Genomic DNA, 25,541 nt, shown 5'->3' on the forward strand with positions numbered 1-25,541 from the left:
CATTTTGTTTCAATTGATTTCATTTTGGATAGTTTTATGAAACAAAAACCTTGACAATTATTCAAAATAATATATAATAACGATATTAGTTTTTATATTTTTGGAGTATTTTTTGAAACAAATTACACTTAATTTTTTATTAAAAGTTAATAGAGAGAGAGAGAGAGAGAACAAAATAACCTTAAACTTTTCTTAATTTCAAAGCTTTTATACCTTCATAATCCACATAAAAAATATTCTGATCATCTTTTAAAACTTATTCTTGACTCAAAAGGACTCAAAAATGAGTAACATTGAGTTTCAAGAAAGAATTATTGAAAAAATTAAACGCGAATTTGGTGATATTTTAACTCATTTAGAAGATAAAGACACCATAGAACTTATGTTAAATTCTGATGGCAAACTTTGGCTTGAAAAATTAGGTCAAGATATGAAATGTCTTGGTGATTTTTCTGAAGCTAAAGCAAAATCAATTATTACAGCAGTTTCAACCTTTTTAGACACAACTACAAATGCAGATAATCCTATATTAGAATGTGAATTACCACTTGATGGTTCAAGGTTTGAAGCTTTATTACCGCCTATTGTAGCAAAACCTACTTTTACTATAAGAAAAAAAGCAATAAAAATTTTTACTCTTGATGATTATGTTGATTCTAATATTCTTACACCAAATCAAAAGGAAATATTGGTAAAAGCAATAGAAGATAGACAAAATATTTTAGTTGTTGGTGGCACTGGTAGTGGTAAAACTACTTTTTCAAATGCAATTATAGATGGAATTTCAAAAATTACACCTTCACATAGAATCGTAATTATAGAAGATACAGCCGAGCTTCAATGTTCAAGTGATAATAAAGTAATTTTAAGAGCTACTGATCAAGTAGATATGCTTAGACTTTTAAAAGCAACTATGCGTCTTCGTCCTGATAGGATTATAGTTGGTGAAACTAGGGGTAAAGAAGCTTTAGATTTATTAAAAGCTTGGAATACTGGTCATCCTGGTGGTATAGCAACAATACATGCAAATTCTGCAAAAGGTGGATTAACAAGAATGGAGCAATTAATTTCTGAAGCTACTAGTGCAAAAATGAGTAAATTAATTGCTGAAGCTGTTAATTTAATAGTTTTCATATCAAAAACAAAGGAGGGTAGAAAGATAAAAGAAATAATCAAAGTTGAAGATTATCACAATGATAACTATGTCATAAAATCAATATTTTAAGGAGTAAATATGAAAAAATTTTTAATTTTATTTTTAATCGCTGGTGTGGGTGTAGCTTGGGCTTCAACTACTGGCGGTGGATTACCTTGGGAAAGTCCATTACAAACAATAAAAGCAAGTATAACTGGTCCTGTTGCATTTGTAATGTCAATTTTCGCAATAATAGGTGCTGGTGCTGGTTTGATTTGGGGTGGAGAGTTTAGTGGATTTATTAAAACTCTTTTTTACATTGTGCTTGTAATAGCTTTAGTTGTTGGAGCTACAAATTTAATAAATATTTTCAATACTAGTGGAGCTTTAATATAATGGAAACATTGCAAAAAGTAGATATTTATAGTGCATTAAACAAACCAAATTTAATTTTTGGAGCTGATAGAGAATTAATTATGTTTGTTGGGCTTATTTCTTTTGCATTAATTTTTGCTGGTGTTACATTATTAACAACAATTATAGGTTTTTTATTGTTTTTTGTATGCGGTGGTCTTTTGCGTTTAATGGCAAAAAGCGATCCGCTTATGAGACAAATTTTTATACGCCAAAGTAAATATAAAAAATTTTATTATCCACAATCTACACCTTTTTCAAAGGATTAAATATGTTAGCACTTAAAGAATTTAGAAGTAAGGCAAAAGCTTTTCCTGATATTTTAAATTATGCAAGTTTTATAGATAATGGAATTTTGTTAAATAAAGATGGAAGTTTAACTGCTGGATTTTATTATCGTGCGAATGATATTAGCTCTATGACTTTAAATGAAAGAAATACTTTAAGTGCTAGAGTTAATGCTATTTTAAATAGACTAGGAAATGGCTGGGCTGTTCATATTGATTGTTCAAGAATTAAAACTGAAAATTATATAAATGGTGATACTTTTTTTAAAAATGAAATAGCACAAATAATAGAAAATGAAAGAAGATATTATTTTGAAAATGTAGAACATTTTGAAAATTTATTTACAATTATTTTTACTTATTTGCCGCCGCATAAAAATATAAGTAAAATTACTGATTTAATGATTATAGATGAAAACTCAAATAAAAATCAAAGTGAAAAAATATTAGAGTATTTTAAAAATACACTTCAAAAAATACAAGATAGCTTAAGCTCTTATATAAAAATTGAAAAATTAGAACAAAGAATAGCTGTTGATGAGTTTAACAATGAATATGTTTTAGATGATATGCTTGAATACATAAATTTTTGTATTTGTGGCGAAAAACAAAGAGTTCTTTTGCCAAATGCTCCTATGTTTCTTGATTGTTTAATAGGTGGAAGACAATTTGAAACTGGTATGTTTCCAAGAATAGACAATAAATACATAGGTATTATAGCAATTGAAGGATTTCCTAGTGAAAGTTATCCAAATATTTTAAATTCTCTAACTGAATTAAATTTTGATTATCGATTTAATACAAGATTTATATTTTTAGATAATTATGAAGCCGAAAAAATATTAAACAAATATAGAAAAAAATGGCAACAAAAAACAAGGGGATGGTTGGATCAATTATTAGATCGTCCTACTAGAAAACAAGATGATCATGCTGTATTAATGGTATCTGAAGTAGATTCTGCTTTAGCTGAATCTAAAAGTAATATGGTAGGTTATGGTTACTATACTGCAAATATAGTAATTTTTGATAGTGATAATGCTAATTTAGAACATAAATTAAAAGAAGTTAGAACTACTTTAGAGAATTTAGGATTTTTATCAAGAACCGAAACTATAAATTCTGTTGAAGCTTATTTAGGAACTTTACCTGGTTTTGTATATCCGAATTTACGCCGTCCTATTTTAAATACACTTAATTTAACGCATTTAATGCCTTTAGCGTCTATTTGGTCGGGTGAAAAATATAATCCAAGTGATAAATTCCCTCCGAATTCTCCCCCATTAATGCAAGTTGTAACTTCTGGAAATACACCTTTTAGATTAAATTTACATGTTAGTGATTTAGGACACACTTTAATTTTTGGTCCTCCTGGAAGTGGTAAATCAACTCTTTTAGCAAATATTTTTCTTGCCTGGCAAAAATATCCAAATGCTAAAATTTATGCTTTTGATAAAGGTCAAAGTTTATTAGCTCCTACACTTGCAACATGTGGAACTCATTATAATATTGCAGGGGAGCATTCTTCTTTAGCATTTGCCCCTTTAGCAAATATTAAATCAGAATCAGATATTGCATGGGCTGAATTTTGGATTGAAACTTGCTTAAAATTACAAAATATTGATACTACACCAAAACATAAAAAATTAATACATGAAGCTTTAATTTCTCATATTAATACAAAATCTATTTCATTAACTGAATTTATTTCAGCATTGCAAGATAATAATTTAAGAGACGCTTTAAATTATTACACAATTTCAGGAACAGGTGGTTTTTTATTTGATTCTGAAGAAGATAAATTAAGCCTTAGCAATATTACAACTTTTGAAATAGAAGATTTAATGAGATTGGGAGATCAATATATAGTCCCTACTTTGCTTTATATTTTTAATCGTATAGAAAAAGGTTTAGATGGAAGCCCTACATTATTAATCATCGATGAAGCTTGGATAGCATTAAATCATCCTGCGTTTAAAGATAAAATAGTTGATTGGCTTAAAGTCTTAAGAAAAGCAAATGTAGCTCTTGTAATGGCAACTCAAAGCTTAAGCGATAGTGCAAAAAGTGGAATTTTAGATATTTTACAAGAATATTGTCCTACTAAAATATTTTTACCTAATCCCGAAGCTTATAAAAAAGGGAGTGAAAATGTTTTAGCTCCATATGATTTTTATAAAATTTTTGGATTAAACGATGTCCAAATTGGCATTATTACTAATGCTATTCAAAAAAGAGAATACTATTACACTTCTCCGCTTGGCACTAGACTTTTTAATTTAGCACTTGGAAAAACTAATTTAGCCTTTACTGGTATTAGCGATAAAGTAAGCGTTAAAAGAGTAAATCAACTTTATGAAAAATATAAAGAAGAATGGGCTTATAAATGGTTAGAAGAAAAAGAAATAAATTATAAAAAATTTAAAACTAAATAAAAGGAGTAAATATGAAAAAATCATTTTTTGGTGTAAAAAATACAACATTGGTTTTAGCTACAACTATGCTGATTGGATCAAATATATACGCAAATGAGATTTTAAGCGGTGATACTCGTCTTGCTTGTGAAGCAATTTTATGTTTAAGTAGTGGCACTCGTCCTGGTGAGTGTTCTTCTGCATTAACGCGATATTTTAGTATCCACTTTAAAAAACCTTGGAAAACAATTAATGCTAGAAAAGCATTCTTGAATCTTTGTCCTGTTCAAAATGATACTAATGTAGAAGATCTTGTGTTAAAAAATTTAGTTGATGATATTTTACCGAGTGCTGATCCTAGACAATGCACCCCGGAATATTTAAATACTCAAATTGAAACACAAAGAAGTGATAGAAAAATAGTAGGTTATAGAATAAAAACTACTATGCCAAATTTTTGCTATCAACTCATAAACCATGAATATACTGATTATAAAACTCCAAAATATAAATGCTCTGGTGAATTTTATTCTCCATTAGAATGGCAATTAAACTACAAATTACAACAAATTTCTGAATTTGAATATAGAAGATTACCTTCAGATCAAACATATGCGATTGAAAGAAAGTGTTCTAGTGATAGATCTTGTTACAACTATTATAAAAAAATAAGTCCTATAAATAAAACATGCTGGACTTATTGAAAGGAGTAAATATGAAAAAATCATTTTTTGGTGTAAAAAATACAACATTGGTTTTAGCTACAACCATGCTGATTGGTTTTTCAAATGTTAATGCTGGTGGTATCCCCGTTATTGATGTTAGTGCAATTGCAAATCAAGTTAAAGATTATGCTATGCAACTTCAACAATATGAGCAAATGTATTCTCAATTACAACAACAAATACAAATGGTAAAAATGCAAAAACAAAATTTAGAAAATTTATCAAGAGAAGATTGGCAAAATTTAAGCACAGTGCTATATCAAGTAAGGGGTATTATGAATAGAGTAGATGGAATTTCTTATGATATTGGTAATGTTTCTAAAAAATTTGAAAGCACTTATAAAAACTTTTCAGGATATAGTGATGATCTTTCAAACGCAAACAATGAAAATGAAAGAAATAAACTTTATTCTGAGCGATATAATGAGATAAGACAACTTAATCAAAATACTTTTAATGGAACATTGCAACAATTAGAACTTCAATACAAAGATTTAGAAAGTGAAGATACTTTAGTATCAAAACTTAAAGAGCGTTCTCAAAACTCAAAAGGTAATTTACAAGTCGTTCAAGCAACCAACGATCTCATTGCTTATCAAATCGATGAGATTAGAAAACTAAGAGCTGTAATAATGGATCAAAGTAATATGCTAACAAATTATTTAGCTTCTCAAAATAATAAAGAAATTTTAGATGAAGCAAAATACAACAAAATATCGGAAAGAAAAATTAAGGATTTTTAATTATGAATTTAGTGGTATATTTTTATAAAAATAAATTAGGAGCTTATAATGAAAAAAATATTTTTTGGATTAATTACAAGTATGAGTATTTTAATGTTATTTTTTGGTTGTGGCGAAGAAGCAAAAACATTAGAGTATTACAAAAGTCACTTAGAAGAAGCAAAACAAAAAGTAGAAACATGCAAGAAATTGGAGCTTTCTAATGAAGCACAACGACTTGATTGTGAAAACGCCAAAGAAGCAATACTTACTCAAAGAACAATTAAGGCTTTCTAATCTTTTCTTACTTTTCTTTTTAATTTTTCCAAATTTAGCTTTTGGTCTTGAAAATTCAAATGGCGTTTTAGATTTACTTCACAATGGACTAAAAGCTTGGATACCTTTTGTTAAAACCGCTTGTTTATGGGTGTTTTGGACTTTAGTTGTTATTGATTTGGTTTGGACTTTTGGCTTAAAAGCTTTAAGCGGTTTTGAACTTGGCGATTTTTTAGCAACACTTATTAAAAAAGTAATATATATAGGAATATTTATATTATTATTTAATATAGATTATTGGCTTCAAGCAATTTTTAATAGCTTCTCACAATTAGCAACAAATGTTAATCATGGAGAACATGTTACACCTAGCAATATCATAACAGCTGGAGTTGAAATATTATTAGCTATATGGGATTCTGCTGGATTAAATATAGCAAAAACATTATTTTTACTTATATGCGGATTAATTATACTATTTGGTTTCTTGCTAATGGCAATTGATTTATTAATTGTATATCTAAAATTCTATCTAATGAATGTAATAGTATTTTTTGCATTAGCTTTAGGTGGTTTGAGTCATTTTAAACAAATAGGACTTAATCCTATAATAACAGCTATTAAAGTCGGCGTAGAACTCTTTATGATACAAGGATTAATGTCATTATGTATCAACATAACTAATAATGCATTTAAAGAAATTTCAGCAAATTTAACAGTTGATTTAACTCTACAAATTCTTGTAATTTCTCTAATCTTTTGCATGATTACAAAAATGATTCCTGGTTTAATTGAAGCAGTATTTAATGGAACTATTGGTGAAAGTGCAGGAGCTTCAGCTGGATTTAGAGCAGTTATGGCAACTACCGCTGGTGTTGTAACTGGTGCAGCCGTTGGAGCGGTTGGTGTTACTCGTGCTATGAATGCCGCCAAAGAATTACATTTAGCCGAAGGTGGTGCTGGTGGTATGGATTTAGTAAAAGGTGTTGCTAAAAATTTAGCAACTGCTAGTGGAGAACATTTAAGAGATAATCTAACAAAAGGTAGAGCTCCTAATCAAGTTGCTAATCGCTTACAAGAAAAACTTAGAGATTTTCAAAGCACTACAAGTAAGGGTGATATATCTAGTGGTAATACATATCAATCAGGTATTGATCCAAATATTTTAAAATAAAAAGGTGGTTTTATGAATATTTTTAAACAAAAAGATAAAGTAGAAAAAATTGAAATAGATACTTCAAATAATCCATATCTTAATGCAAAAACTGAATGGTTGGAAAGATATGGTGATTATATTACTCGTGCAAAAAATTGGCAAATTGTAGCTATTGGAAATATTATTATCAGCTTTATTTGTGTTTTATTTTTAGGTTATATAGGCTCTCAAAACAAACTTATACCTTATGTCATTGAAGTTGATAAATTAGGAAATACAGCTAAAGTTGGAATTGTTCAAAATATTGATTTAAAAAATCCAAATGTAATCAAATATAGCTTAAATACTTTTATTTATTCTTGGCGTTCTATATGGGGTAATGTAGAAACTCAAAGAAAATTTATATTTGACGCATATTCTTTTATATTGCCACAATCTAAAGCTTTTAATTATTTAAACTCAGAGTATCAAAACAATAATCCTTTTGAAAAAGCTACAAAAGAAAATGTAAGAATTAAAGTAAAAAACATTGTTCCACAAAATATAGATACTTGGCAAGTTGAGTGGGAAGAAATCACAACTAATCTTAATGAAGAAGTAATTAAAAAAGAAACTTATAGGGGTTTATTTCAAATCAAACAAATTGTTCCAAATACCGAAGAACAAATTTTAAAAAATCCATTGGGTATTTTTATTGATGATTTTAATTTTTCAAAAATTTTATAAGGAGTTTAATATATGAAAAAAATATTTTTATGTTCTTTAATAATTGCAAATGGATTATTTGCAAATGGATTAAATGAAAGAGACTATGCAAATCTTACACCAAAAGAAAAAAAAGATTTAGCTATCGCACAAAAATGGATTAATTCAAAAACAACTACAATTCAAGGTAATAATGGAGAAGTAATTTTTCTTTATGGCGAAGCTATGCCAAGCATTATAACTGCACCACTAAGATTAACTGATATTGCATTAGAACCTGGTGAAATTATAAAAGATGTTCAAATAGGTGATAGCATAAGATGGGCTGTTTCATTAAGTGTAAGCGGTGAAGAACCTTATTTAGTATCTCATATTATTATAAAACCAACTGACAAAAATCTTCAAACAACTATGAACATTATGACAAATAAGCGTGTTTATAGATTAAATTTAGTATCTGAAGCTAAAAAATTTATGCCTGCTGTTTCATTTAATTATGCTAACAATATTATTAAAACTTTAGAAGATTATAAAAATCAAATGAAAGTAAAATCAGAATCTAAAAATTTTTATAAAACGAAAAATGATGAAATACCGAGCAATATTGATAACTTAGATTTTGGATATAGTATAAAAGGTGAAGCACAATTTAAACCTTTAAGAGTTTATAATGATGGTATAAAAACATATATTCAAATGCCAAAAAATATTAAATTCTATGAAGCTCCTGCACTTATGATTTTAGATTCAAGCAAAGAAAAACAAATCGTAAATTATAGATTAAAATATGATACATTCATAGTTGATAGATTGTTTAATAAGGCAATTTTATTATCAAATGTAGGCTCAAAACAAGAAAAAATAATTATAACAAAGCATTCAAATAAAGCTAATCAAGATATTGTCAATAATGTGCTTTATGATTTATCGCTTCAAGATAATAACAAAAAGGATAGCAAATGAGAATTTTAACTTTATTTTTAATTTCACTGATTTTTATATCATGTGCAAAAGTAAATCCTAATTACTTTCAGTCTAGCTTTACCGCTTATGAAAAAAAAGTAAATTACAATAAAATAGCTGATGATTTTATTCAACTACTTAGTTCATATTATCCTCCAAATAAAACAACTTTATTTCTTAATGAAGAAAAAAGTAACAAAGATTTTTTTGATTATTTCATTTTATCAATAAGAAAAAAAGGTTATGCGATTAGTAATGATAATTCAAGAAAAAATTTAACTTTTCTAAGTTATCAAATTTCACAAATTGATAATGAAACCATTGTTGCAATTTTTAATGTTGATGAAAGTAAAGTTAGTATGATATACAGCATTGTAGATAATAAACTTATTAAAACAAGTATAACTAACTTTAATTTTAATTCAAAATATTAAGGATACACATGCTTGAAATCAATACTTCACCAAATAAATTTCTCACAAAAGGCAATAAAAGATTATCTAAAGTTCCTTTAATAATTATTCTTGGTATTATATTAGTATTTTTATTTAGTATGTTTTATGTAGCTTTAAGCAGGAAACAAAATTTAGAAAAACAAAATATTCAAGATACAAAAAAAGAAGAAACACAAACTACAATAAAAGATAATGGAAATATTAATTCTTATATTAATGAGCTTATGCAATCACCAAAAATAGAAAAAAATGTTTCTTCATCAAAAGATGATAATACTTCTTCAAATGTAATAATTCAAAATCAGCCACAAATTCTTCCACAAAACAATACAGCACCTTTATTAATAGAAACAAATGAAGCTGATGAAAGAGAACTTAGACTTAAAAAAGATATGCAATTAAAAGCATTAATAAGTGATACAAAACTTGATATTAAAACTAATGATAATAAAGACTCATCAATTCAAAATAATTCACAGCAAATAATTGGCAATAATTCATTTAATAATGATTCTATTATTCAAGGTGATTTAGAAAATTCATCAAATAATAAAGATCTACAACAAAATCAATTTTTGTCACAAAAAAATGATAATGGATATTTAAAACAATTTAAACAAAAACCTTTAAGTCCTTATGAAATTAAAGCTGGTTGGAATATCCCTGCTATTTTAATTACTGGTGTTAATTCGGAATTACCTGGTCAAATATTGGCACAAGTTACCGAAAATGTATATGACACAACTACTGGTAAATATCTACTCATTCCACAAGGAACAAAAGTAGTAGGTGCTTACTCTAGCAATATTATTTATGGTCAATCACGACTTTTAGTCGCTTGGAACAAATTAATATTTCCAAATGGTGATACATTAACTCTTGAAAATATGCAAGGAACTTCTCAAGATGGATATACTGGGTTTGAAGATGAAGTAGATAATCATTACTTTAGAATTTTTGGCTCGGCTTTATTATTATCTTCAATTACAGCTGGTATTGCATTATCTGATAACTCAAGCACAAATGGTGAAAAAGAAACAGCTTCTGATAAAGCTATTTCACAAGCTATTCAACAAATGGGGCAAGTTGCAAGTGAGATGATAAGAAAAAATATGAACATAAGTCCTACTTTAAAAATTCGTCCTGGTTATAAATTTAATATATTTGTTACTAAAGATATTATATTAGAACCTTTGGAGCTTAGATAATGATTGATATTGCTTTAATTGAACAATGTAAAAATCCAAATGTAGATACACAAATTATACAAAAAATTATTCAAGTAGAAAGTAATAATCAGCAATATGCAATAAATATTAATAAAGTTGGCTCTTTTGTTTTAAAAAATAAAAAAGAAGCTTCAACTTTAGCTAAAAATTTTATTCAAAAAGGTTATAGTGTTGATATTGGTTTAATGCAATTTAATTCTAATAATTTAAAATCTTCAATGTTTTCAAATTACAATATAGATGATTTATTAGATATTTGTAAAAATATCAAAGCTGGAAGTGATATTTTTTACCTGGCGTATGAAACAACAAATGAAAATCTTACTAAAGAAGAACGCATTAATCAAGCTTTAAGCATATATAACACTGGAAATTTAAACGATGGATTTAATAATGGATATGTAGCAAAATATAATGATTATTCATTTAATCCATTATTGGAAAAAGCTAAAAAATCTCAAACTCGTATTACTTTAGAATATAAACCTTTCAATCTTCAAACTCAAAAAAAGGATATAAAATGATAAACAACATAACAATTGGTGGTCGTTTAACAGCTGATGCTGAAATAAGACATAGCAATCAAGGTAGCGTTATATGTAATTTTACATTAGCTAATAATAGAAAATATAAAGAAATAGAAAATTCAACTTTTATCGAAGTTTCTATTTTTGGTTCTTTTGCTAGTGCTATGCACCCTTATTTAAAAAAAGGGGTTTCTGTTAATGTAGTTGGTGAGCTTACTCAAGATATTTGGGAACATGAAGGAAAAACTTATCAAAAACATAGAATAAAAGCAAAAGAGATTGATTTTAGAACTCCAAAAGATAATCAAAATATTAATGAAGGTGAAGACAATGAACAATTTTGAAGAATTAAATTTAATAGAAAATTATGGTTATGAAGTAGATCCATTAGTAGCCGAAGAATTAGGTGCTTTTCATGAAACAGCATTAAATAAAGAAGATATTGATGATTTTATAGAAAATAAAGGTTTATCAAATGAAAAATAAAGATTTTATACAAGAAACAGCAGATAAAATTATCGAAAGTTTAAAAAATGGCACTGCACCTTGGATTAAACCTTGGAAAGGTATAGATCTAACCAACAATATGCCTTATAATCCTATCACAAATAAACCATATAATGGTATCAATAGCATTAATTTAATGTTGCAAAACTATAATGATCCTAGATGGCTCACTTATAAACAAGCTCAAAGCATTAATGCTCAAGTAAAAAAGGGTGAAAAAGCTACATTAATACAATATTGGCAGTTTAGTGAAATAGTTGATAAATTAGATGATCAAGGAAATATTATTACAAATGATAAAGGTGAAATTGAAAAAATTGAAATAAAACTCGAACATCCAAAAGTTTTTTTTGCACATGTTTTTAATGCTGAACAAATTGATAATATGCCGAAATTAGAACTTAAAAAAGAAATTGATAATTTTAAGGTAATTGATGAAGCACAAAAAATCTTAGATAATTCAAAAGCAATTATTCAGCATAAAGGAAATAAAGCTTATTATAGCCCTTCACAAGACACAATTACATTACCACCGAAAGAAAATTTTTTAAATGAAAGTGCTTATTATGCAACAGCATTACATGAGTTGGGTCATTGGACTGGTCATGAAAGTAGATTAAATAGAGATTTAAATCATCCTTTTGGTTCAAAAGAATATGCAAAAGAAGAATTAAAAGCCGAAATATCAAGCTTTTTATTTAACAGCAAAATTGGATTAGATTATGATCCAAAACAACATTTATCTTATATTGACAGCTGGATTTCTATATTAGAAGATAAACCATTAGAGATTTTTAAAGCTACTTCTGAAGCTACTAAAATTGTAAGTTTTCTTGAAGATTTTTCTCTTGAAATATCTCAACAAAATGAGTTAGAAAATTCTAAAATACAAAATCAAAATATAAATAATGATAAGGAGCTAAATATGGCAACTAAAAAAACTTATCTTTATGTTCCTTTTTCGGAAAAAGAATTAGCAAAAAAAGCTGGTGCTAAATGGGATAAAGAATCTAAAATGTGGTATGCTCCAAAAGGTGCTGATTTAAATAAATTAACTCAATGGATTAATTCCAAAGAAGAAACACAAATTTTTTCAAATGTTTATGATGAATTTAAAACATTCTTAGAAAAAGCTGGTTTAAATATAGAAGGTCAGCCTATTATGGATGGAAAATTACATAGAGTTAGTGTTATTAATGATAAAGGTAGAGAAAAAAGTGGTGCTTATGTTGGATTTTTAAATGGTCATCCTGCTGGTTTTGTTCAAAATTACAAAACTGGTATAAAAGAAAATTGGAAAAGCATAAATTCTATAGAGAACACCAAAAATAAAGAAATAGAATTGCAAAATGCTTTAGAACACAATAAAGCACTAAAAGAGCAAAGAGAAAAAGAATTAAATCAAGCATATGAAAATACTGCTTTGAAATTAGAAAATGAATATAATAATGCAAGATGGGCTAATTCTGAACATCCTTATTTGAAAGAAAAAGGTTTTGATAAGAATTTTTATCTCAAGCAAGATAAAAATGGTAATTTATTAATTCCATTAAAAGATATTAAAGGTAAATACTGGGCTACTCAAAGAATTTTTGCTAATGGTGATAAAATGATTGGAGCGACTAGAACTTCTGAAGAAAAAGAGCAAGGTATAGAATACCCTGCTAAAAAGCAAGGTAATTTTTTCTTACTTGGTGCAAAAAATTTAGATAATGTTCAAGAAGTTTTTATTTGTGAAGGTTTTGCTACAAGTGCAAGTGTCTATGAAGCCACAAAATCACCTACTATTATGGGTGTAGATGCTGGAAATTTAGAAATTATAGTTACAAACATAAAAGAAAAATATCCTAAAATGAATATCATTATAGCTGGTGATAATGATATTAAAAAAGAACTAACTGGCAAAAAAAATGTAGGTAAAGAAACTGCATTAGCTATAAAAGAAAAATATTCTGAAGTTAAAGTTGTTTTACCAAATTTTACCAAAGAAGAAACACAAAAAGGATTAAGTGATTTTAATGATTTAATGAAAAGCAGGGGTATTGAAGAAATAAAAAAACAAATAAAAGAACAAATAGCTAAACAATTAATGGTAGAAAAAGCTACAACTAAAGCTATAATTAAAGATAAAAGCATTAAAAAAGAAATTTCAGCCAAAAAAGATATAGGTTTATCTATATGAAAAAGCAAATTAATCAAAGCTTTATTTATATTTTAGCGATTAGTAGTATTTTCTTATCATTTTTAATATTAAGCATTATTGCTACTCAATATCTTGCAAAATCTTTTAATTATTCTCCTAGTTTAGGAGAAACTTTCATTTATGGTTTTTATAATCCTTTAAATTGGATTATTTGGAGTTATTCTTATTATTCTTTTTATCCTAATTTTTTTAAAAAATTTTTTATGATGATGTTTGCTGGTATTGCATTATGTTTTATAGTTTTTATATTAATAAAACTCTTATTTATGCGTAAAGCAAAAGCCATAGAAAATCTACATGGCTCTGCACATTGGGCAAATATTGATGAAGTAAAATCAAGTGGATTATTTGAAAAAGAAAAAGGTGTATATGTTGGTGGATTTCAAGATGGTAAAACTCTACATTATTTAAGACATGATGGTCCTGAGCATGTAATGCTTTTTGCACCTACAAGAAGTGGTAAAGGTATTAGTTTAATAATACCGACTTTACTTTCATGGGATCAATCTGCTTTAATTTTTGATATTAAATCTGAACTTTGGGCTTTAACAGCTGGTTGGAGAAAAAAATATGCTAAAAATAAAGTTTTAAAACTTGATCCTACTTGTATTGATGGAAGTGGAGTAAGATTTAATATTTTAGAAGAAATAAGATTAGGAACTTTGCATGAAATAAAAGATACTCAAAATATTGCAATCAATCTTATTTTCAAAGGTGAAACACCACCTAAAAATCCTTCTCAAGGTAATACTTCTTATTTTAAAAGTGAAGCTGGAAATTTTTTAACTGCTGTAATACTTTATGCTTTACATAATAACAAAAAACTCAATAAACCGACTCCAAATTTAACTGATATATATAAATTTATTAATGATCCAAATCAAAGTATTGATGAATTAATAGACGAGATGATTGAATGCGATATTTCAACTATGGATCAAAACACAAAAGAAATAGTGCAAAGCGTATCAAGATCAATGAAAAATAAAGCAACAGCTGAATTAAGCGGTGTGATTGGATCTGCTACTGAGGTATTAAATATTTATATTGATCCTATATTACTAAAAAATACAGAAAAAAGCGACTTTAAAATTAAAGATTTAATGAATCAAGATTCTCCTGTTAGTCTTTATTTAATTATTCCACCAAGTCAAAAAGATAGATTACGCCCTTTTTTTAATTTATTAATTAATCAAATTTTTAGAACATTAACTGATGATTCTTTAAATTTTGAAAATGGTGAAAATATAAAAAACTATAAACACAAATTATTAGTTTTAGCTGATGAGCTAACAATGTTTGGAAAGTTAGGAGTTCTTGAAGAAAATCTTGCTTATATGGCTGGTTATGGAATAAAATTTTATGGTTCAATACAAGATATACAACAACTTTATTCTATTTATGGTGAAAAAGAAACAATAATTTCAAATTGCCACATAAGAATTGCTTTTGCACCAAATAAAATAGAAACTGCAAAACTATTATCCGAAATGAGTGGTATTACAACTATTATAAAAAAATCTCTTACAAGTTCTGGAAAAAGAACAGCTGTGATGCTTGGAAATGTAAGTGAAACTATACAAGAAGTTCAACGCCCTTTAATTACAGCTGATGAATGTATGAGATTACCTTCTGTTAAAAAAGATAAAAATGATAAAGTTATTGCTCCTGGTGATATGTTGATATTTATCGCTGGTCAAGCACCTATTTATGGAAAACAAATTTTATATTTTCAAGATCCTGCTTTTTCTCAAAGAGCAAAAATAAAATTAGATAAAAATCTAAGCGATACAATAAATTAAAGGAAAAACTATGACAAAAATACATTTTATACTTAATGGTAAAGGTGGTATAGGAAAAAGCTTTATAAGTTCTTTATTATGTCAATATTTTTTAGAAAAAAATGAAAGTATAATAGCAATTGATACTGATCCTAACAATACAACTTTATTTAATGTAAAAGCACTTAAAGCAAAATTTTTACAATTAATTGATGGTGAAGGAAAATTTGATGTTCGTGCTTTTGATAAAATAGTAGAATTAGCATTTGAGAAAAAGGCTAAAAATTATATTATTGATAGTGGAGCAACTACTTTTATACCTTTAATCGATTATCTTAAAGAAAATGAAATTTTAGAGTTTTTAACAAATAATAAAATTGAAGTTTTTATGCATGTTCCTATTGTTGGTGGTCAAGCAAGAGATGATACAATTTTAGGATTAACACAATTAACACAGGCTTTTAAATGTTCTTTTGTAGTTTGGATTAATGAATATCATGGTTCTATCATTAAAGATGGAGTAGATTTTGAAAATACAGCTGAATATGAAGCTATAAAAGAAAATATAAAAGCTATCATATCTTTAAATTCTCTTAGTAAAGATACTTTTGGAAAAGATTTATTAGAACTAACTTCAAAAAATTTAACTTTTAATGAAGCTATGCAAGATAAAAATTTTTCTTTAATGTCAAAACAAAGACTAAAAATATTTAAAGATAAGGCTTTTCAACAAATAAATATGATATTATAATAATATAATTATAATATCATTATATTATTAAATTAATATTATATTAATTTCAATATGATATAATATATTTTTAAATTAAAAGGAGTAAAAATGCAAAAACAATACCCTGAAGTGCATAGCTTAGAAGAAAGTCTTGCGATACTTAAAAAGTATAAAGATGATTTAACTAAAGAGCAATATGACGCTATAAGATCTAATATAGGTAATTTTGCAATAGAAGATATGTTTTTAAATGAAAGAGATATTATTGATAATATTAAAATCATAAAAGGTGAAGCAACAGCTGATGAAATCATCGCCGAATATAAAAAAGAATGGGGAGTATCTTAATGTGGGATTCTCAAGAAAATCTATCAGAGTTTGATAAATTTTTAATTAAGACTAATAAAATAGGTGCAAAATCATTAAATGAATTATTTCATAAAGAAAAAATAATAACAAATAGAAAAGCCTTGGAATTAAGCAAAAATCCAATTAAAGGCAATTTTGATTATAAACATTTAAAAGATATACATAAAGCACTTTTTCAAGATGTTTATACCTGGGCAGGAAAAGATAGAATAGAAATAGGACTAGAAGAAAAATTTGCAAAGTATGCACCAAATGGAATAATCATAAATTTTGTTCCTGGAAAAGAATTAGATAAGTATTCTAAAATAATTTTTGATGATCTTGCAAAAAATAATTATCTAAAAAACTCTAAAGATCTTAATCATTTTGCAAAAGATTTAGCAAAATTTATGGGAGAAATTAATGCCTTACATCCTTTTAGAGAAGGTAATGGACGCACTCAAAGAATATTTTTAAATGAATTAGCAAAAAATGCTGGTTATAAACTTGATCTAAATTTAACACCAAAAGATAAAATGATAATAGCTTGTGTTGAAGCTTCACAATTAAAGCTTGGAAAACTTGAAACTTTAATCAAAACTAATTTAAAAAGTTTTAGACAAAATTTAGATAAAGAACAAAATCAAGGATTATCATTATAATACTATGAAAAATATCATCGCAAAATCTTCAATTATATTAGCAATAGTTTTTATACTAATATATTTAATGTGCTATTTTTTCAAAATACATTTTAATACAACTTTTTCTATGCCACTTGGCATTTATAAAGAAATTGAAAACAATATTATCACTAAAAATGATATTGTAATTTTAAAAGTTCCAAAAAAGAAAGAAATTTTATTAAAAAAAGTAATAGCAACAAAAGGTGATTTTGTAGAAGTTAATGCAAGTGGCGTGTTTATTAATAAAATTTTTATTCCTAACTCAACTATCTTCAAAGTTGATAGCAATAATAATCCTTTAGAATTTAACCCTATAAAATACACTTTAAAAGACAATGAAATATTTGTAAAAGGTGAGCATATAAAAAGTTATGATAGTCGTTATTTTGGAGTAGTAAATATTATAAATAATAAAGTTAAAAAAGTTACACCCGTATTAATATTTTAATATTAAATATTATCAATATGATATTATTATAATATCAATATTATATTATAATAATATAAAAATTTTAAAGGATTAAAATGAATAAAAAAGAATTGATAGATGAAATTGCCAAAAAACACCATATTATTTTAGATGAAAATGATCCTATCTTTGCTGTTGTTAGTGCAAATGAAATCATATTTGAATCTTTTATAAAACAAATAGATACTTTATTTTTAAAACAAAAATCTGATTTAGAAACTTTCAAAGTTAATATAATAAATGATATAAAAGACTATAATAATAATTCTCAAGAAAACTTAAAAGCAATAATTAATGAAATAAACACAAATATAAATATAAAATCAGAAATAAAACAAGATAACAATTCTAACAATTCTAAAAAAATTAACTTAAATTATCTATTGATTTTCTTTGCTGGTCAAATTATTTTTCTTTTAATTGGCTTAATCATTGGCATTACAATATAATATTTATATACTAATATTATGATATTAAAATAATATATTATAATATTATTTTAATATTTTTATGATATTATAATAAAAATATTTAAGGATTAAAAATGGTTATTTCTATTATAAATGAAAAAGGTGGAAGTGGTAAAACAACATTAGCTGTTAATTTATCTGCGCGATTAGCCGAAGATGGTGACAATGTTTTGTTAATTGATGCCGATCCACAAAAATCAACTGAAGTTTTTTCAGATATGAGAAGTCAATCAAAATTAGAACCTTTATTTTCAAGCGTTTCAAAAACTGGAATAAGTTTAGGTGATGAAATAAAAAGAATGAAAAATTCTTTTGATAGTATAATAGTAGATACTGGTGGTAGAGACTCAAAAGAAATGAGAAAAGCTATACTTTCATCAAATATTATCATTATACCCACTATCCCAAGTCAATATGATGTTAATGTTTTAGATCATATGTTAAATATATATCAAGAAGTAACTGAATTTAATTCAGAATTATTAGCATTAATTTTGGTTAATAGAGTTTCACCTAATCCATTTTTAGCAAAAGAATTAAATAATCTTAAAGATTATATCAATGAAGCAAAAAAAGATAAAGGATTAGAAAAGGTAATTATGTTAGAAAGTGTAATCTATGAAAGACAAGCTTATCGCAAAGCTGTAATAGAAGGTAAAAGCATAAAAGAATTTTGTGATTCTAATGATAAAGCTTTAAAAGATTTTGAAGGATTTTATCAAGAATTTTTAAAAATTGTAAATGAAAAAATAGGAGCATAATAATGGGATTTAAAAAATTAAGTTCAAAAACACCAAAAAATGAAAATGATTTTGTTAATTCAGCTCGCGGGGAAACAGATGACAATAATAACAATAAAGGCACCAAAAGAAATAAAAAGCTTATGGTAAATTTTACTGAGGAAGAGTATAAAATACTAAATCAAGAAGCTAGTTCAATGGGTTTGGGTTTAAATTCATATGTAAGATTTAAAATTTTTAGAAAAGATTAGGTATAATTACAATCACAGAATATATTAATTTTTATGTTAGGAGTATTTTTTATGAAAAATCAAGAATATAATGTTGAAAATTTAAAAATTTGCAACGAGAGTTATGATGATCAAAGAGTTTTTGCAGCCTTAGATTTATCCTATAAAATGCAAACTAATTCAAATCAGAATCAAACTAATTCAAATCAGAATCAAACTAATTCAAATCAGAATCAAACTAATTCAAATCAGAATCAAACTAATTCAAATCAGAATGACAAAAGGTAATACATGCAATATTTAATAGACAATACCAATTATATTAATATTATCATCAAATTAATACAAGGATTGGCTTCCATTGGTGTAGTCGTTGGACTAATAATTGCTTGTTTGCAATTAAGAAATAGTTCCAAAAACAATAGAATTAATATTTTAAAAACTGAATTTGATGCTTTTGAAAAAATTTCTAACGCGGAAAAAAAATTTGTTGATTACATAGAACGCTTAGATTTAGAAAAAAAACAATTAGATAAAAAAAATAACAATTTGCTGAATAAAAAAAGAGAGGAATATTACAAAACACTAAATTTAATCTGCCTATATGTATTAGAAAAATGTTTCACAAAAGAACATTTTTTAAATGAATATGAAAATAAACTATTAAAGATTTATAAAATACTAAAAAATGATAATATATTAGACAAATATATCAATATAAAAGATGTGGTTGAGAAATATAGTCTCAAGCCTTAAAAATTATTCAAATCGATATCAATACTTGTAAAGACTTCCACTTTTTTCAAGTATTGATATTTTAAATCTTTTTGAAGCTTATCAGCATATTTTTCAATAATTTCTATATTTTTATCACTAAATAATTTAATAGCATTTGCTTCTTTATTAATCTTATCAGTTTGCATATTAAATTTCTTTATATATTCATCAACATCAATTTTTTTATTGGCATAAAACCCCTTAGTAACATCTGTTATCTTATCTGTATTTAAAAATAAATATTCAAATTTTTCAAATTTTTTCTTTTCTTCATCATCTTTTAAAGTCTTTTTAATCTCTTTATTCATAGCAATAAGTCCTTGTTTGTTTTGAGAATTAACTAAAAAACTATCTACTCGCATTGCAACTTTTTCTGTTTCCATTTTTAAAATATCTTCTTTGTTAAATCCTATTTTTTTTAACTCGCTATAAAAAATAGATGGATTAGAATTTTGTATTTTCTCTAAAGAATACTCCAAAGATTTAATATCTTTATCTTTTTCATTTTGACTAATATCAGATTCTTTAACTATTTCCATTTGTGTTTTAATGATTTTAATTAATATTTTCTTTGTTTTTAAAATCTTTTTATTATTAATATTTTCCTGGTGGATTATTTGCATTTTTTTATCAATAAAACTTACATTTAAGTTAAAATCATTTGCAATATCCAAAACATTCTTTTTAAAACTTTCATCCCCTGTGATATTAAGATAATTTCCAAATCTATCAATTGCTACAAGTAAAGAATTTAAAAGAAACTCTTTATCGTCTTGTTTATAAGATACCTTTAAAACTTGTCCTTTATCTATAGCTTTATTAAAACCACTTTTATACACAGCATAACCTTCTTTAGTAATATAATCTACATTTTCAAAAATTTTAGGCTTATCTTGAGTTGATGATAAAGTATTTTCACTTTCATTTATTTTTGCTTTAGTTTTTCGTAAAGCTTTAATGGCTTCTTCGTTTCCTAAAAATGATTCTTTAACTAAAAAATCCCTATAAGATATTCTTTTATATTTTTGATAAAGTTCTTTTTGTTTATTTTTAAAAATCATTCTTTGATTTTTAACATGTGCAAAATTATTTTTATTAAATTTCATTGATGGGATTGAAGTTTTAAATTCATTTCTTTGAATTTTTAAAAGTCTTAATTCTTTATCTAATTGGATTTTTTTCTCATTTTCTATATTTAAATATTGTTGCCATAGTGTTTTTTTAGAAGTATAATTTTGATTATCAACTCTTTGATATTTTTCTTTAATTGCATTTTCTTCCTGGTTTATATTTTGCTTATCTTCTTGTTTTAAATCCAAAATTTTAAATCTTTTTTCTAAAGATTGTTTTGATAAATCTCTATGGATACTACTTGCTTTGCAAAATAATTTTTCACTCTTTGAAGATATAACAAAACCTTTGCGTCTTTCTTTAAATTCAAGATCATATTTAGACAAAAGCTCTTTAATATCTTCAAAAGTTGTCTTTTCACTTTTTAACATACTATCTACTTGATTAAATAATTTTTCTTTCACCCATGTTTCAAAATTACAATTCATAGTATGTATATTGTATTTTTCTTTTTTTCTATCCATTTGAGATATATGGTTATCAATTTTTAAATTATGTTTTCTTTCGAGTTTTATTGCTGTTTCTTGCAAAATTTTAACATCATTATAAGGATTTACAACTTTTAATGTATGTGGATTAATTTTATTTATCGCAATATGCACATGCAAATTATTGGTATTAGAATGAACTACACTTAATCTTTGATGTTCTTGCATTCCTAAAGCTTTCGCAAGTTCTTCTTCAATATCTTTTAAAACTTCCAAAGAAGGTTTTTCATCTTCTTGAAAAGATACTACTATATGCAATGTTTTATCCTGTTTTGTTGTAGTATTTAATTGTTGAGTATTAATTATTTCAGCAATATTATCATCTTGATTATCAAAAGAACAATTTGTAAAAAAATATGCTTCTACTTTATCCATTTCATTATTTTTATCAAGCATATAATCTACCAAAACCTTTGCATGATTATTATCCTTATCTAAAATATAATCTGATAACTTTTTAAAACTAGATTTGTTTTGTTTTTTTGATGGTATTTTCTTAACTATCATTTTATAATCTCTTTGGCTTTTTGTTTTAACAATTCTTGTAAATCTAAAATTTGATCTACAATATCATCTATATCTTGATAAGATTTTGTTTTAGAAAAAGATGTTTTTTGTTCTTCATTATTTACCAACCAATGTTTAAAAAGTCCCCCTAACCTTCCTATATCACCTGCAACTAATAATAAATCACGAGCAACCTTTTGATCTACAATACATGTTATTGGATAATTCATAGATAAATCTCTCATATATCTTGAAAGTGTTAAACCATGATTTTGAGCTTTTTCAACTAAAAAGTTATATTCTTCAAGAGTCAATCTGATATTTACTTGTTTTGTTTTTTTCATTTTGGCGTCCTATTTTAGAGCTTTAGCGATAAAACTTTGTATTTGTATAGCAAATACATATCCTGTCTTATTACTCCAAGCAATTATAACAAAATATAAGCTATTTTCACAAAAGCTTCAATTATTTTACTAAAATAAACTATAATTTGCTAAAATATACTAAAATATCTTATAATATACTATTTTATAAAGGATTTGCAATGAAAAGAGGTTTTGCAAAAATAGAATTTTTTGCTAATTTAGAATACTTAAAACAAGAATATAATAAAGGCTATGTAGTTTCTAAAATACTTTATGAAAAAGCAAAACAAGATAAAAATATTTCAATGGTTTATTCGCAATTCAATAAATACTTCAATGAAGTTTTTAAAAATAAAATAGAGAAAAAAGAAATAACACAGGAAAATAATCAATCTTTAGCTTTAGAAAATAAAGAACCTATTAAACTAAAGATTGACACAAAATCAAAAAAAGTATTTGACGCTAAATTTGGAAAAGATATTAAAGAAGATGATTTATTATAAAATCAATTATCTTCTTTAGTGTTGTTATCTTTTGTTTGATTATCTTCTTGCTGTATAGTAATTTCATTTGAATTACTATCAGTTCTTATATAATTTATTTGAGATTGTATTTTACTATCATAAAAAGAAATAGGTATTTTAGGAGCTGTAAGAGATTCCATACATAATGATAATTCTTTACTTTTATTTTTATCCATCTTATAATCCTTTGAAAATAAAATTATTGTCAAAATAATAACAAAAATAGTGATAACAATACAAATAAAAATTATATATAAATATCTTAATTTTGTTGCAAGCTTACTACACTTGTCTTCTTTCATTTCCCCTGTATTCAAATAATATGTTTCAGCATTTTTAATAGAAATATCTATACCTTTATTTGCATAATGAATTGAAGCAAAAATAGAAACTATTACAAGTGCATTAAAAATAATTAAACTGATAAATAAATATTTTAAACAAATAATAGATGACATTAAAGGTATAATTTTATCCAAAGAAGTTATAATAATACCAAATAAAGCTGTAGAAATTGTCATAACAACTTTATTTTGTAATTCATTGTTTTTAATTTTAATCTCTTCACATTTATCAAAATACTTAATATATTCGTTATGTTTATTTAACATTGTTTCTTTATCAACCATAATAAAAAACCTTATTTAAAAAATCAATCAATTATATTTAAGAAAATAAAAAACTTAAATAATCAAAATACTATTATATCATTATTTTAAGTTTCAAAGAAAAATACTCTAAACTTAAAAAGAAATATTTTTATTTATCAAAACACTATTTCATCGATGTTTAAAGCTAATAAGCTTTATTTGAAAAGTAAAGTTTTCAAATAAACTTTTTTTGGTGTATAGAAGCAAAATTGCACCTGTTAAGGTGCTTATATTTTGCATTAATAATGGGTGCGGGGTGTGCAGTCGCCTAGAGCGACAAACGAACTTGACCCCGCCCTATTTGTGGTAAGAAGAGTAAGAGACGCTTAGTCTCTTCAAATTTTTGATGAACATATTTTTTGACTATTCATATAATAATAATAAGAGAAGGCTTACATAAAAAGTGTTGCTAATATCTGTAATATAGTGTTTTATTAGTATTTTTACTTGTTTCAAATTTGAAACAAATGGTGTCAAATTTGAAACAAATGGTGTCAAATTTGAAACAAATTAGTAAAGTTTCAAAAAAATGGGATAAAAATGAAACATTTTATTTAAAATGTTTCAAAAAAATGAAACATTTTAAATTTTTATGTTATAATGTTAGAAAAATTACAAGGAACTTATGTGAATAACATTGTTGATTTATCAGAAAATAAAACAAAAAAAAGTTTATTAAATTTAAAAAAAGAAAAAATTGATTGTGTAACTGGTGAAATAATAGAAAGTGAAAATTTTAAAGTTCAAAAATTTGAAAAGCAAGATGATTTTATTCAATTTTTTGTAGAAAATTTAGATTTTGTCAATACTGAACTTGACCCTTCAGAAAAAAGCGTTTTGTTTGGTGTTATTACTAAAATGGATTATGGGAATATTATTGCTATTAATTCAAATATTAGAAAAACTATAATGGGTAGAACTTCATTAAGCAAATCTACTATTTCAAGGGGAATTAATGGATTAATTAATAAAAGAGTTTTGCTTCCTATCGATACAGATGAATTAAAAACAAAATATAAAGTTTATGATAACTATTCTTATCTTGTAAATCCAAATATTGTTGGTAAAGGAAGTTTTAGAGAATTAAAAAGATTAAGACGAATGGTAATTACAGATTTTGATTTTAAAAATTTTAGTGCAACAAAAGAAATTCTCACTGAAGCAGAATATCTAGGCTTTGATAAAATAAAAAACAATCAAGAACAATATCAAGTAAAAGAAATAAACAAAGAATATAATGAAATAACAAATGAAAAAAATATGGAAGTTGTTATTGAAGAAAAAAATAATAATGCTGACAATACAGCTAATTTAAATTTGTTAAATCAAAATAAAATTAATGATAATGAACCTTCTTTGTTTGATGAAAATGCTCACACAAATCAAGTTAAAAGTTTTATTGAAGAATTTGCTGGGATATTTACTGGTGCATATCATCCTACAAAATCAGCCAAAGAACTAAAAAGAGAAAAGCTAGATAAAGATTTAGAAGAAGGTAGAATATGAAAAAAGTTTATTTAGATACAAACATTTTTTTAGATTATTTCAATCAAGAAAGAGCTTATCATAATGAAGCTAAGCAATTAATATATTATTTACTTGCAAACAATATTCAGATTGTTTTTTCTGAAGATATGGTTTCTACTATTGCTTATCTTATTAAAAAAGAAAATTTAAGTAATTTCACTCATTTTTTAAAAACTATTTCATTAAAAGAAAGTTTTAATATAGCCCCTTTTGGTATGAGCGTTATAAATATAGCTTGTGATTATTATAATAATAAAAATGGCGACTTTGAAGACTATTTGCAGTATTTTTGTGCAGAAAAAGAAGGATGTTGTGCTATTTATACTATGGATAGAAAATTTCCAAATTTAAAAATACCTATAAAAAGATATGGTGAAATTGATATTTAAACAAACTT

The 25,541-nt window shown here is 25.4% G+C and carries 32 protein-coding genes; 29 read left to right on the plus strand and 3 right to left on the minus strand.

The window, feature by feature from the left end; all coding sequences use genetic code 11:
* Positions 1–283: 283 nt before the first annotated feature.
* From trbB to L8W69_RS08380, 26 genes are all read left to right on the plus strand, one after another.
* The gene (trbB, locus tag L8W69_RS08255; protein WP_263666872.1) at positions 284–1,225 is read left to right on the plus strand and encodes a P-type conjugative transfer ATPase TrbB; all 942 of its coding nucleotides are present in this window, start codon (positions 284–286) and stop codon (positions 1,223–1,225) included.
* Positions 1,226–1,234: 9 nt separating this feature from the next.
* Complete coding sequence (locus L8W69_RS08260; protein ID WP_263666873.1) at positions 1,235–1,531, plus strand: TrbC/VirB2 family protein; 297 nt, start codon at positions 1,235–1,237, stop codon at positions 1,529–1,531.
* On the plus strand, positions 1,531–1,818 hold the full coding sequence (locus tag L8W69_RS08265; RefSeq protein WP_263666874.1) for a conjugal transfer protein TrbD: 288 nt from the start codon (positions 1,531–1,533) through the stop codon (positions 1,816–1,818). Before L8W69_RS08260 ends, L8W69_RS08265 begins: the two co-directional genes overlap by 1 nt.
* 2 nt (positions 1,819–1,820) lie before the next feature.
* A complete protein-coding gene (locus L8W69_RS08270; RefSeq protein WP_263666875.1) occupies positions 1,821–4,271 on the plus strand; it encodes a conjugal transfer protein TrbE in 2,451 nt (816 codons plus the stop codon).
* An 11-nt stretch (positions 4,272–4,282) separates the two neighbouring features.
* Positions 4,283–4,954 carry a TrbM/KikA/MpfK family conjugal transfer protein gene (locus L8W69_RS08275; RefSeq protein WP_263666876.1) on the plus strand — a complete coding sequence of 224 codons (672 nt, stop codon included), beginning with the start codon at positions 4,283–4,285 and terminating at the stop codon, positions 4,952–4,954.
* 11 nt (positions 4,955–4,965) lie between these two features.
* Positions 4,966–5,718: a P-type conjugative transfer protein TrbJ gene (gene trbJ / locus L8W69_RS08280; RefSeq protein ID WP_263666877.1), complete on the plus strand. Its 753-nt coding sequence runs from the start codon at positions 4,966–4,968 to the stop codon at positions 5,716–5,718.
* A gap of 48 nt (positions 5,719–5,766) precedes the next feature.
* On the plus strand, positions 5,767–5,994 hold the full coding sequence (locus L8W69_RS08285) for an EexN family lipoprotein (protein ID WP_263666878.1): 228 nt from the start codon (positions 5,767–5,769) through the stop codon (positions 5,992–5,994).
* On the plus strand, positions 5,921–7,147 hold the full coding sequence (gene trbL, locus L8W69_RS08290; RefSeq protein ID WP_263666879.1) for a P-type conjugative transfer protein TrbL: 1,227 nt from the start codon (positions 5,921–5,923) through the stop codon (positions 7,145–7,147). The genes L8W69_RS08285 and trbL overlap by 74 nt, the downstream gene beginning before the upstream one ends.
* A 12-nt stretch (positions 7,148–7,159) precedes the next feature.
* Positions 7,160–7,855, plus strand: coding sequence for a VirB8/TrbF family protein (locus L8W69_RS08295; protein WP_263666880.1), 696 nt, complete (start codon positions 7,160–7,162; stop codon positions 7,853–7,855).
* 12 nt (positions 7,856–7,867) lie between these two features.
* Complete coding sequence (gene trbG, locus L8W69_RS08300; RefSeq protein ID WP_263666881.1) at positions 7,868–8,797, plus strand: P-type conjugative transfer protein TrbG; 930 nt, start codon at positions 7,868–7,870, stop codon at positions 8,795–8,797.
* Positions 8,794–9,231, plus strand: a complete 438-nt coding sequence (locus L8W69_RS08305; RefSeq protein ID WP_263666882.1) for a hypothetical protein — start codon at positions 8,794–8,796, stop codon at positions 9,229–9,231. The genes trbG and L8W69_RS08305 overlap by 4 nt, the downstream gene beginning before the upstream one ends.
* Positions 9,232–9,239: 8 nt before the next feature.
* On the plus strand, positions 9,240–10,460 hold the full coding sequence (locus tag L8W69_RS08310; protein WP_263666883.1) for a TrbI/VirB10 family protein: 1,221 nt from the start codon (positions 9,240–9,242) through the stop codon (positions 10,458–10,460).
* On the plus strand, positions 10,460–11,005 hold the full coding sequence (locus L8W69_RS08315) for a lytic transglycosylase domain-containing protein (RefSeq protein WP_263666884.1): 546 nt from the start codon (positions 10,460–10,462) through the stop codon (positions 11,003–11,005). The genes L8W69_RS08310 and L8W69_RS08315 overlap by 1 nt, the downstream gene beginning before the upstream one ends.
* A complete protein-coding gene (locus L8W69_RS08320; protein WP_263666885.1) occupies positions 11,002–11,352 on the plus strand; it encodes a single-stranded DNA-binding protein in 351 nt (116 codons plus the stop codon). The genes L8W69_RS08315 and L8W69_RS08320 overlap by 4 nt, the downstream gene beginning before the upstream one ends.
* Positions 11,339–11,494, plus strand: a complete 156-nt coding sequence (locus L8W69_RS08325) for a hypothetical protein (RefSeq protein ID WP_263666886.1) — start codon at positions 11,339–11,341, stop codon at positions 11,492–11,494. The genes L8W69_RS08320 and L8W69_RS08325 overlap by 14 nt, the downstream gene beginning before the upstream one ends.
* Entirely contained in the window at positions 11,484–13,697 is a 2,214-nt protein-coding gene (locus L8W69_RS08330) for a zincin-like metallopeptidase domain-containing protein (RefSeq protein WP_263666887.1), read from the plus strand. The genes L8W69_RS08325 and L8W69_RS08330 overlap by 11 nt, the downstream gene beginning before the upstream one ends.
* Entirely contained in the window at positions 13,694–15,520 is a 1,827-nt protein-coding gene (locus tag L8W69_RS08335; RefSeq protein WP_263666888.1) for a type IV secretory system conjugative DNA transfer family protein, read from the plus strand. The genes L8W69_RS08330 and L8W69_RS08335 overlap by 4 nt, the downstream gene beginning before the upstream one ends.
* Before the next feature lie 10 nt (positions 15,521–15,530).
* Positions 15,531–16,250, plus strand: a complete 720-nt coding sequence (locus L8W69_RS08340; protein WP_263666889.1) for a conjugal transfer protein TraL — start codon at positions 15,531–15,533, stop codon at positions 16,248–16,250.
* A gap of 90 nt (positions 16,251–16,340) precedes the next feature.
* Positions 16,341–16,580 carry a hypothetical protein gene (locus tag L8W69_RS08345; RefSeq protein WP_263666891.1) on the plus strand — a complete coding sequence of 80 codons (240 nt, stop codon included), beginning with the start codon at positions 16,341–16,343 and terminating at the stop codon, positions 16,578–16,580.
* On the plus strand, positions 16,580–17,242 hold the full coding sequence (locus L8W69_RS08350) for a Fic/DOC family protein (protein WP_263666893.1): 663 nt from the start codon (positions 16,580–16,582) through the stop codon (positions 17,240–17,242). Before L8W69_RS08345 ends, L8W69_RS08350 begins: the two co-directional genes overlap by 1 nt.
* A 4-nt stretch (positions 17,243–17,246) precedes the next feature.
* The gene (locus tag L8W69_RS08355) at positions 17,247–17,714 is read left to right on the plus strand and encodes a S26 family signal peptidase (RefSeq protein ID WP_263666895.1); all 468 of its coding nucleotides are present in this window, start codon (positions 17,247–17,249) and stop codon (positions 17,712–17,714) included.
* Between the two features lie 77 nt (positions 17,715–17,791).
* Positions 17,792–18,184, plus strand: coding sequence for a conjugal transfer protein TraM (locus L8W69_RS08360; RefSeq protein WP_263666896.1), 393 nt, complete (start codon positions 17,792–17,794; stop codon positions 18,182–18,184).
* 95 nt (positions 18,185–18,279) lie between these two features.
* Complete coding sequence (locus tag L8W69_RS08365; protein WP_263666898.1) at positions 18,280–18,966, plus strand: AAA family ATPase; 687 nt, start codon at positions 18,280–18,282, stop codon at positions 18,964–18,966.
* 2 nt (positions 18,967–18,968) lie between these two features.
* Entirely contained in the window at positions 18,969–19,196 is a 228-nt protein-coding gene (locus L8W69_RS08370) for a hypothetical protein (RefSeq protein WP_263666900.1), read from the plus strand.
* A 51-nt stretch (positions 19,197–19,247) separates the two neighbouring features.
* Complete coding sequence (locus tag L8W69_RS08375) at positions 19,248–19,463, plus strand: hypothetical protein (protein WP_263666901.1); 216 nt, start codon at positions 19,248–19,250, stop codon at positions 19,461–19,463.
* Positions 19,464–19,466: 3 nt separating this feature from the next.
* Positions 19,467–19,931 carry a hypothetical protein gene (locus L8W69_RS08380; RefSeq protein ID WP_263666902.1) on the plus strand — a complete coding sequence of 155 codons (465 nt, stop codon included), beginning with the start codon at positions 19,467–19,469 and terminating at the stop codon, positions 19,929–19,931.
* Here L8W69_RS08380 and traI read toward each other — a convergent pair.
* Both traI and L8W69_RS08390 read right to left on the minus strand, forming a co-directional pair.
* The gene (gene traI, locus L8W69_RS08385; RefSeq protein WP_263666903.1) at positions 19,928–22,078 is read right to left on the minus strand and encodes a TraI/MobA(P) family conjugative relaxase; all 2,151 of its coding nucleotides are present in this window, start codon (positions 22,076–22,078) and stop codon (positions 19,928–19,930) included. The genes L8W69_RS08380 and traI overlap by 4 nt on opposite strands.
* Positions 22,075–22,422, minus strand: coding sequence for a plasmid mobilization protein (locus tag L8W69_RS08390; protein WP_263666904.1), 348 nt, complete (start codon positions 22,420–22,422; stop codon positions 22,075–22,077). The genes traI and L8W69_RS08390 overlap by 4 nt, the downstream gene beginning before the upstream one ends.
* 200 nt (positions 22,423–22,622) lie before the next feature.
* Between L8W69_RS08390 and L8W69_RS08395 the strand changes: the two genes are divergently transcribed.
* Positions 22,623–22,946 carry a hypothetical protein gene (locus L8W69_RS08395; protein WP_057990958.1) on the plus strand — a complete coding sequence of 108 codons (324 nt, stop codon included), beginning with the start codon at positions 22,623–22,625 and terminating at the stop codon, positions 22,944–22,946.
* Between the two features lie 2 nt (positions 22,947–22,948).
* Here the strand turns inward: L8W69_RS08395 and L8W69_RS08400 are convergent, their stop codons facing one another.
* Positions 22,949–23,596, minus strand: a complete 648-nt coding sequence (locus tag L8W69_RS08400; protein ID WP_263666905.1) for a hypothetical protein — start codon at positions 23,594–23,596, stop codon at positions 22,949–22,951.
* A gap of 648 nt (positions 23,597–24,244) precedes the next feature.
* On the opposite strand from L8W69_RS08400, the gene L8W69_RS08405 reads away from it, so the two are divergent.
* Entirely contained in the window at positions 24,245–25,123 is an 879-nt protein-coding gene (locus tag L8W69_RS08405) for a hypothetical protein (RefSeq protein ID WP_263666906.1), read from the plus strand.
* Entirely contained in the window at positions 25,120–25,533 is a 414-nt protein-coding gene (locus L8W69_RS08410; RefSeq protein WP_263666907.1) for a type II toxin-antitoxin system VapC family toxin, read from the plus strand. Before L8W69_RS08405 ends, L8W69_RS08410 begins: the two co-directional genes overlap by 4 nt.
* Positions 25,534–25,541: the final 8 nt, after the last annotated feature.

Origin of the sequence: Campylobacter sp. CNRCH_2016_3089 (genome assembly GCF_025772505.1) — a bacterium.
Classification (GTDB): Bacteria; Campylobacterota; Campylobacteria; order Campylobacterales; family Campylobacteraceae; genus Campylobacter_D; species Campylobacter_D lari_D.

Bases quoted from the DNA above. Each gene is read 5' to 3' on its own strand.
- L8W69_RS08325 (WP_263666886.1), top strand. From the start codon at position 11,339: ATGAACAATTTTGAAGAATTAAATTTAATAGAAAATTATGGTTATGAA.
- L8W69_RS08265 (WP_263666874.1), top strand. From the start codon at position 1,531: ATGGAAACATTGCAAAAAGTAGATATTTATAGTGCATTAAACAAACCA.
- traI (WP_263666903.1), bottom strand. From the start codon at position 22,078: ATGATAGTTAAGAAAATACCATCAAAAAAACAAAACAAATCTAGTTTT.
- L8W69_RS08395 (WP_057990958.1), top strand. From the start codon at position 22,623: ATGAAAAGAGGTTTTGCAAAAATAGAATTTTTTGCTAATTTAGAATAC.
- L8W69_RS08345 (WP_263666891.1), top strand. From the start codon at position 16,341: ATGCAAAAACAATACCCTGAAGTGCATAGCTTAGAAGAAAGTCTTGCG.
- L8W69_RS08275 (WP_263666876.1), top strand. From the start codon at position 4,283: ATGAAAAAATCATTTTTTGGTGTAAAAAATACAACATTGGTTTTAGCT.
- L8W69_RS08370 (WP_263666900.1), top strand. From the start codon at position 18,969: ATGGGATTTAAAAAATTAAGTTCAAAAACACCAAAAAATGAAAATGAT.
- L8W69_RS08355 (WP_263666895.1), top strand. From the start codon at position 17,247: ATGAAAAATATCATCGCAAAATCTTCAATTATATTAGCAATAGTTTTT.
- L8W69_RS08390 (WP_263666904.1), bottom strand. From the start codon at position 22,422: ATGAAAAAAACAAAACAAGTAAATATCAGATTGACTCTTGAAGAATAT.
- trbB (WP_263666872.1), top strand. From the start codon at position 284: ATGAGTAACATTGAGTTTCAAGAAAGAATTATTGAAAAAATTAAACGC.
- L8W69_RS08365 (WP_263666898.1), top strand. From the start codon at position 18,280: ATGGTTATTTCTATTATAAATGAAAAAGGTGGAAGTGGTAAAACAACA.
- trbJ (WP_263666877.1), top strand. From the start codon at position 4,966: ATGAAAAAATCATTTTTTGGTGTAAAAAATACAACATTGGTTTTAGCT.
- L8W69_RS08400 (WP_263666905.1), bottom strand. From the start codon at position 23,596: ATGGTTGATAAAGAAACAATGTTAAATAAACATAACGAATATATTAAG.
- L8W69_RS08410 (WP_263666907.1), top strand. From the start codon at position 25,120: ATGAAAAAAGTTTATTTAGATACAAACATTTTTTTAGATTATTTCAAT.
- L8W69_RS08260 (WP_263666873.1), top strand. From the start codon at position 1,235: ATGAAAAAATTTTTAATTTTATTTTTAATCGCTGGTGTGGGTGTAGCT.
- L8W69_RS08360 (WP_263666896.1), top strand. From the start codon at position 17,792: ATGAATAAAAAAGAATTGATAGATGAAATTGCCAAAAAACACCATATT.
- L8W69_RS08330 (WP_263666887.1), top strand. From the start codon at position 11,484: ATGAAAAATAAAGATTTTATACAAGAAACAGCAGATAAAATTATCGAA.
- L8W69_RS08375 (WP_263666901.1), top strand. From the start codon at position 19,248: ATGAAAAATCAAGAATATAATGTTGAAAATTTAAAAATTTGCAACGAG.
- L8W69_RS08270 (WP_263666875.1), top strand. From the start codon at position 1,821: ATGTTAGCACTTAAAGAATTTAGAAGTAAGGCAAAAGCTTTTCCTGAT.
- L8W69_RS08295 (WP_263666880.1), top strand. From the start codon at position 7,160: ATGAATATTTTTAAACAAAAAGATAAAGTAGAAAAAATTGAAATAGAT.
- trbG (WP_263666881.1), top strand. From the start codon at position 7,868: ATGAAAAAAATATTTTTATGTTCTTTAATAATTGCAAATGGATTATTT.
- L8W69_RS08310 (WP_263666883.1), top strand. From the start codon at position 9,240: ATGCTTGAAATCAATACTTCACCAAATAAATTTCTCACAAAAGGCAAT.
- L8W69_RS08340 (WP_263666889.1), top strand. From the start codon at position 15,531: ATGACAAAAATACATTTTATACTTAATGGTAAAGGTGGTATAGGAAAA.
- L8W69_RS08285 (WP_263666878.1), top strand. From the start codon at position 5,767: ATGAAAAAAATATTTTTTGGATTAATTACAAGTATGAGTATTTTAATG.
- L8W69_RS08350 (WP_263666893.1), top strand. From the start codon at position 16,580: ATGTGGGATTCTCAAGAAAATCTATCAGAGTTTGATAAATTTTTAATT.
- L8W69_RS08380 (WP_263666902.1), top strand. From the start codon at position 19,467: ATGCAATATTTAATAGACAATACCAATTATATTAATATTATCATCAAA.
- trbL (WP_263666879.1), top strand. From the start codon at position 5,921: ATGAAGCACAACGACTTGATTGTGAAAACGCCAAAGAAGCAATACTTA.
- L8W69_RS08315 (WP_263666884.1), top strand. From the start codon at position 10,460: ATGATTGATATTGCTTTAATTGAACAATGTAAAAATCCAAATGTAGAT.
- L8W69_RS08305 (WP_263666882.1), top strand. From the start codon at position 8,794: ATGAGAATTTTAACTTTATTTTTAATTTCACTGATTTTTATATCATGT.
- L8W69_RS08335 (WP_263666888.1), top strand. From the start codon at position 13,694: ATGAAAAAGCAAATTAATCAAAGCTTTATTTATATTTTAGCGATTAGT.
- L8W69_RS08320 (WP_263666885.1), top strand. From the start codon at position 11,002: ATGATAAACAACATAACAATTGGTGGTCGTTTAACAGCTGATGCTGAA.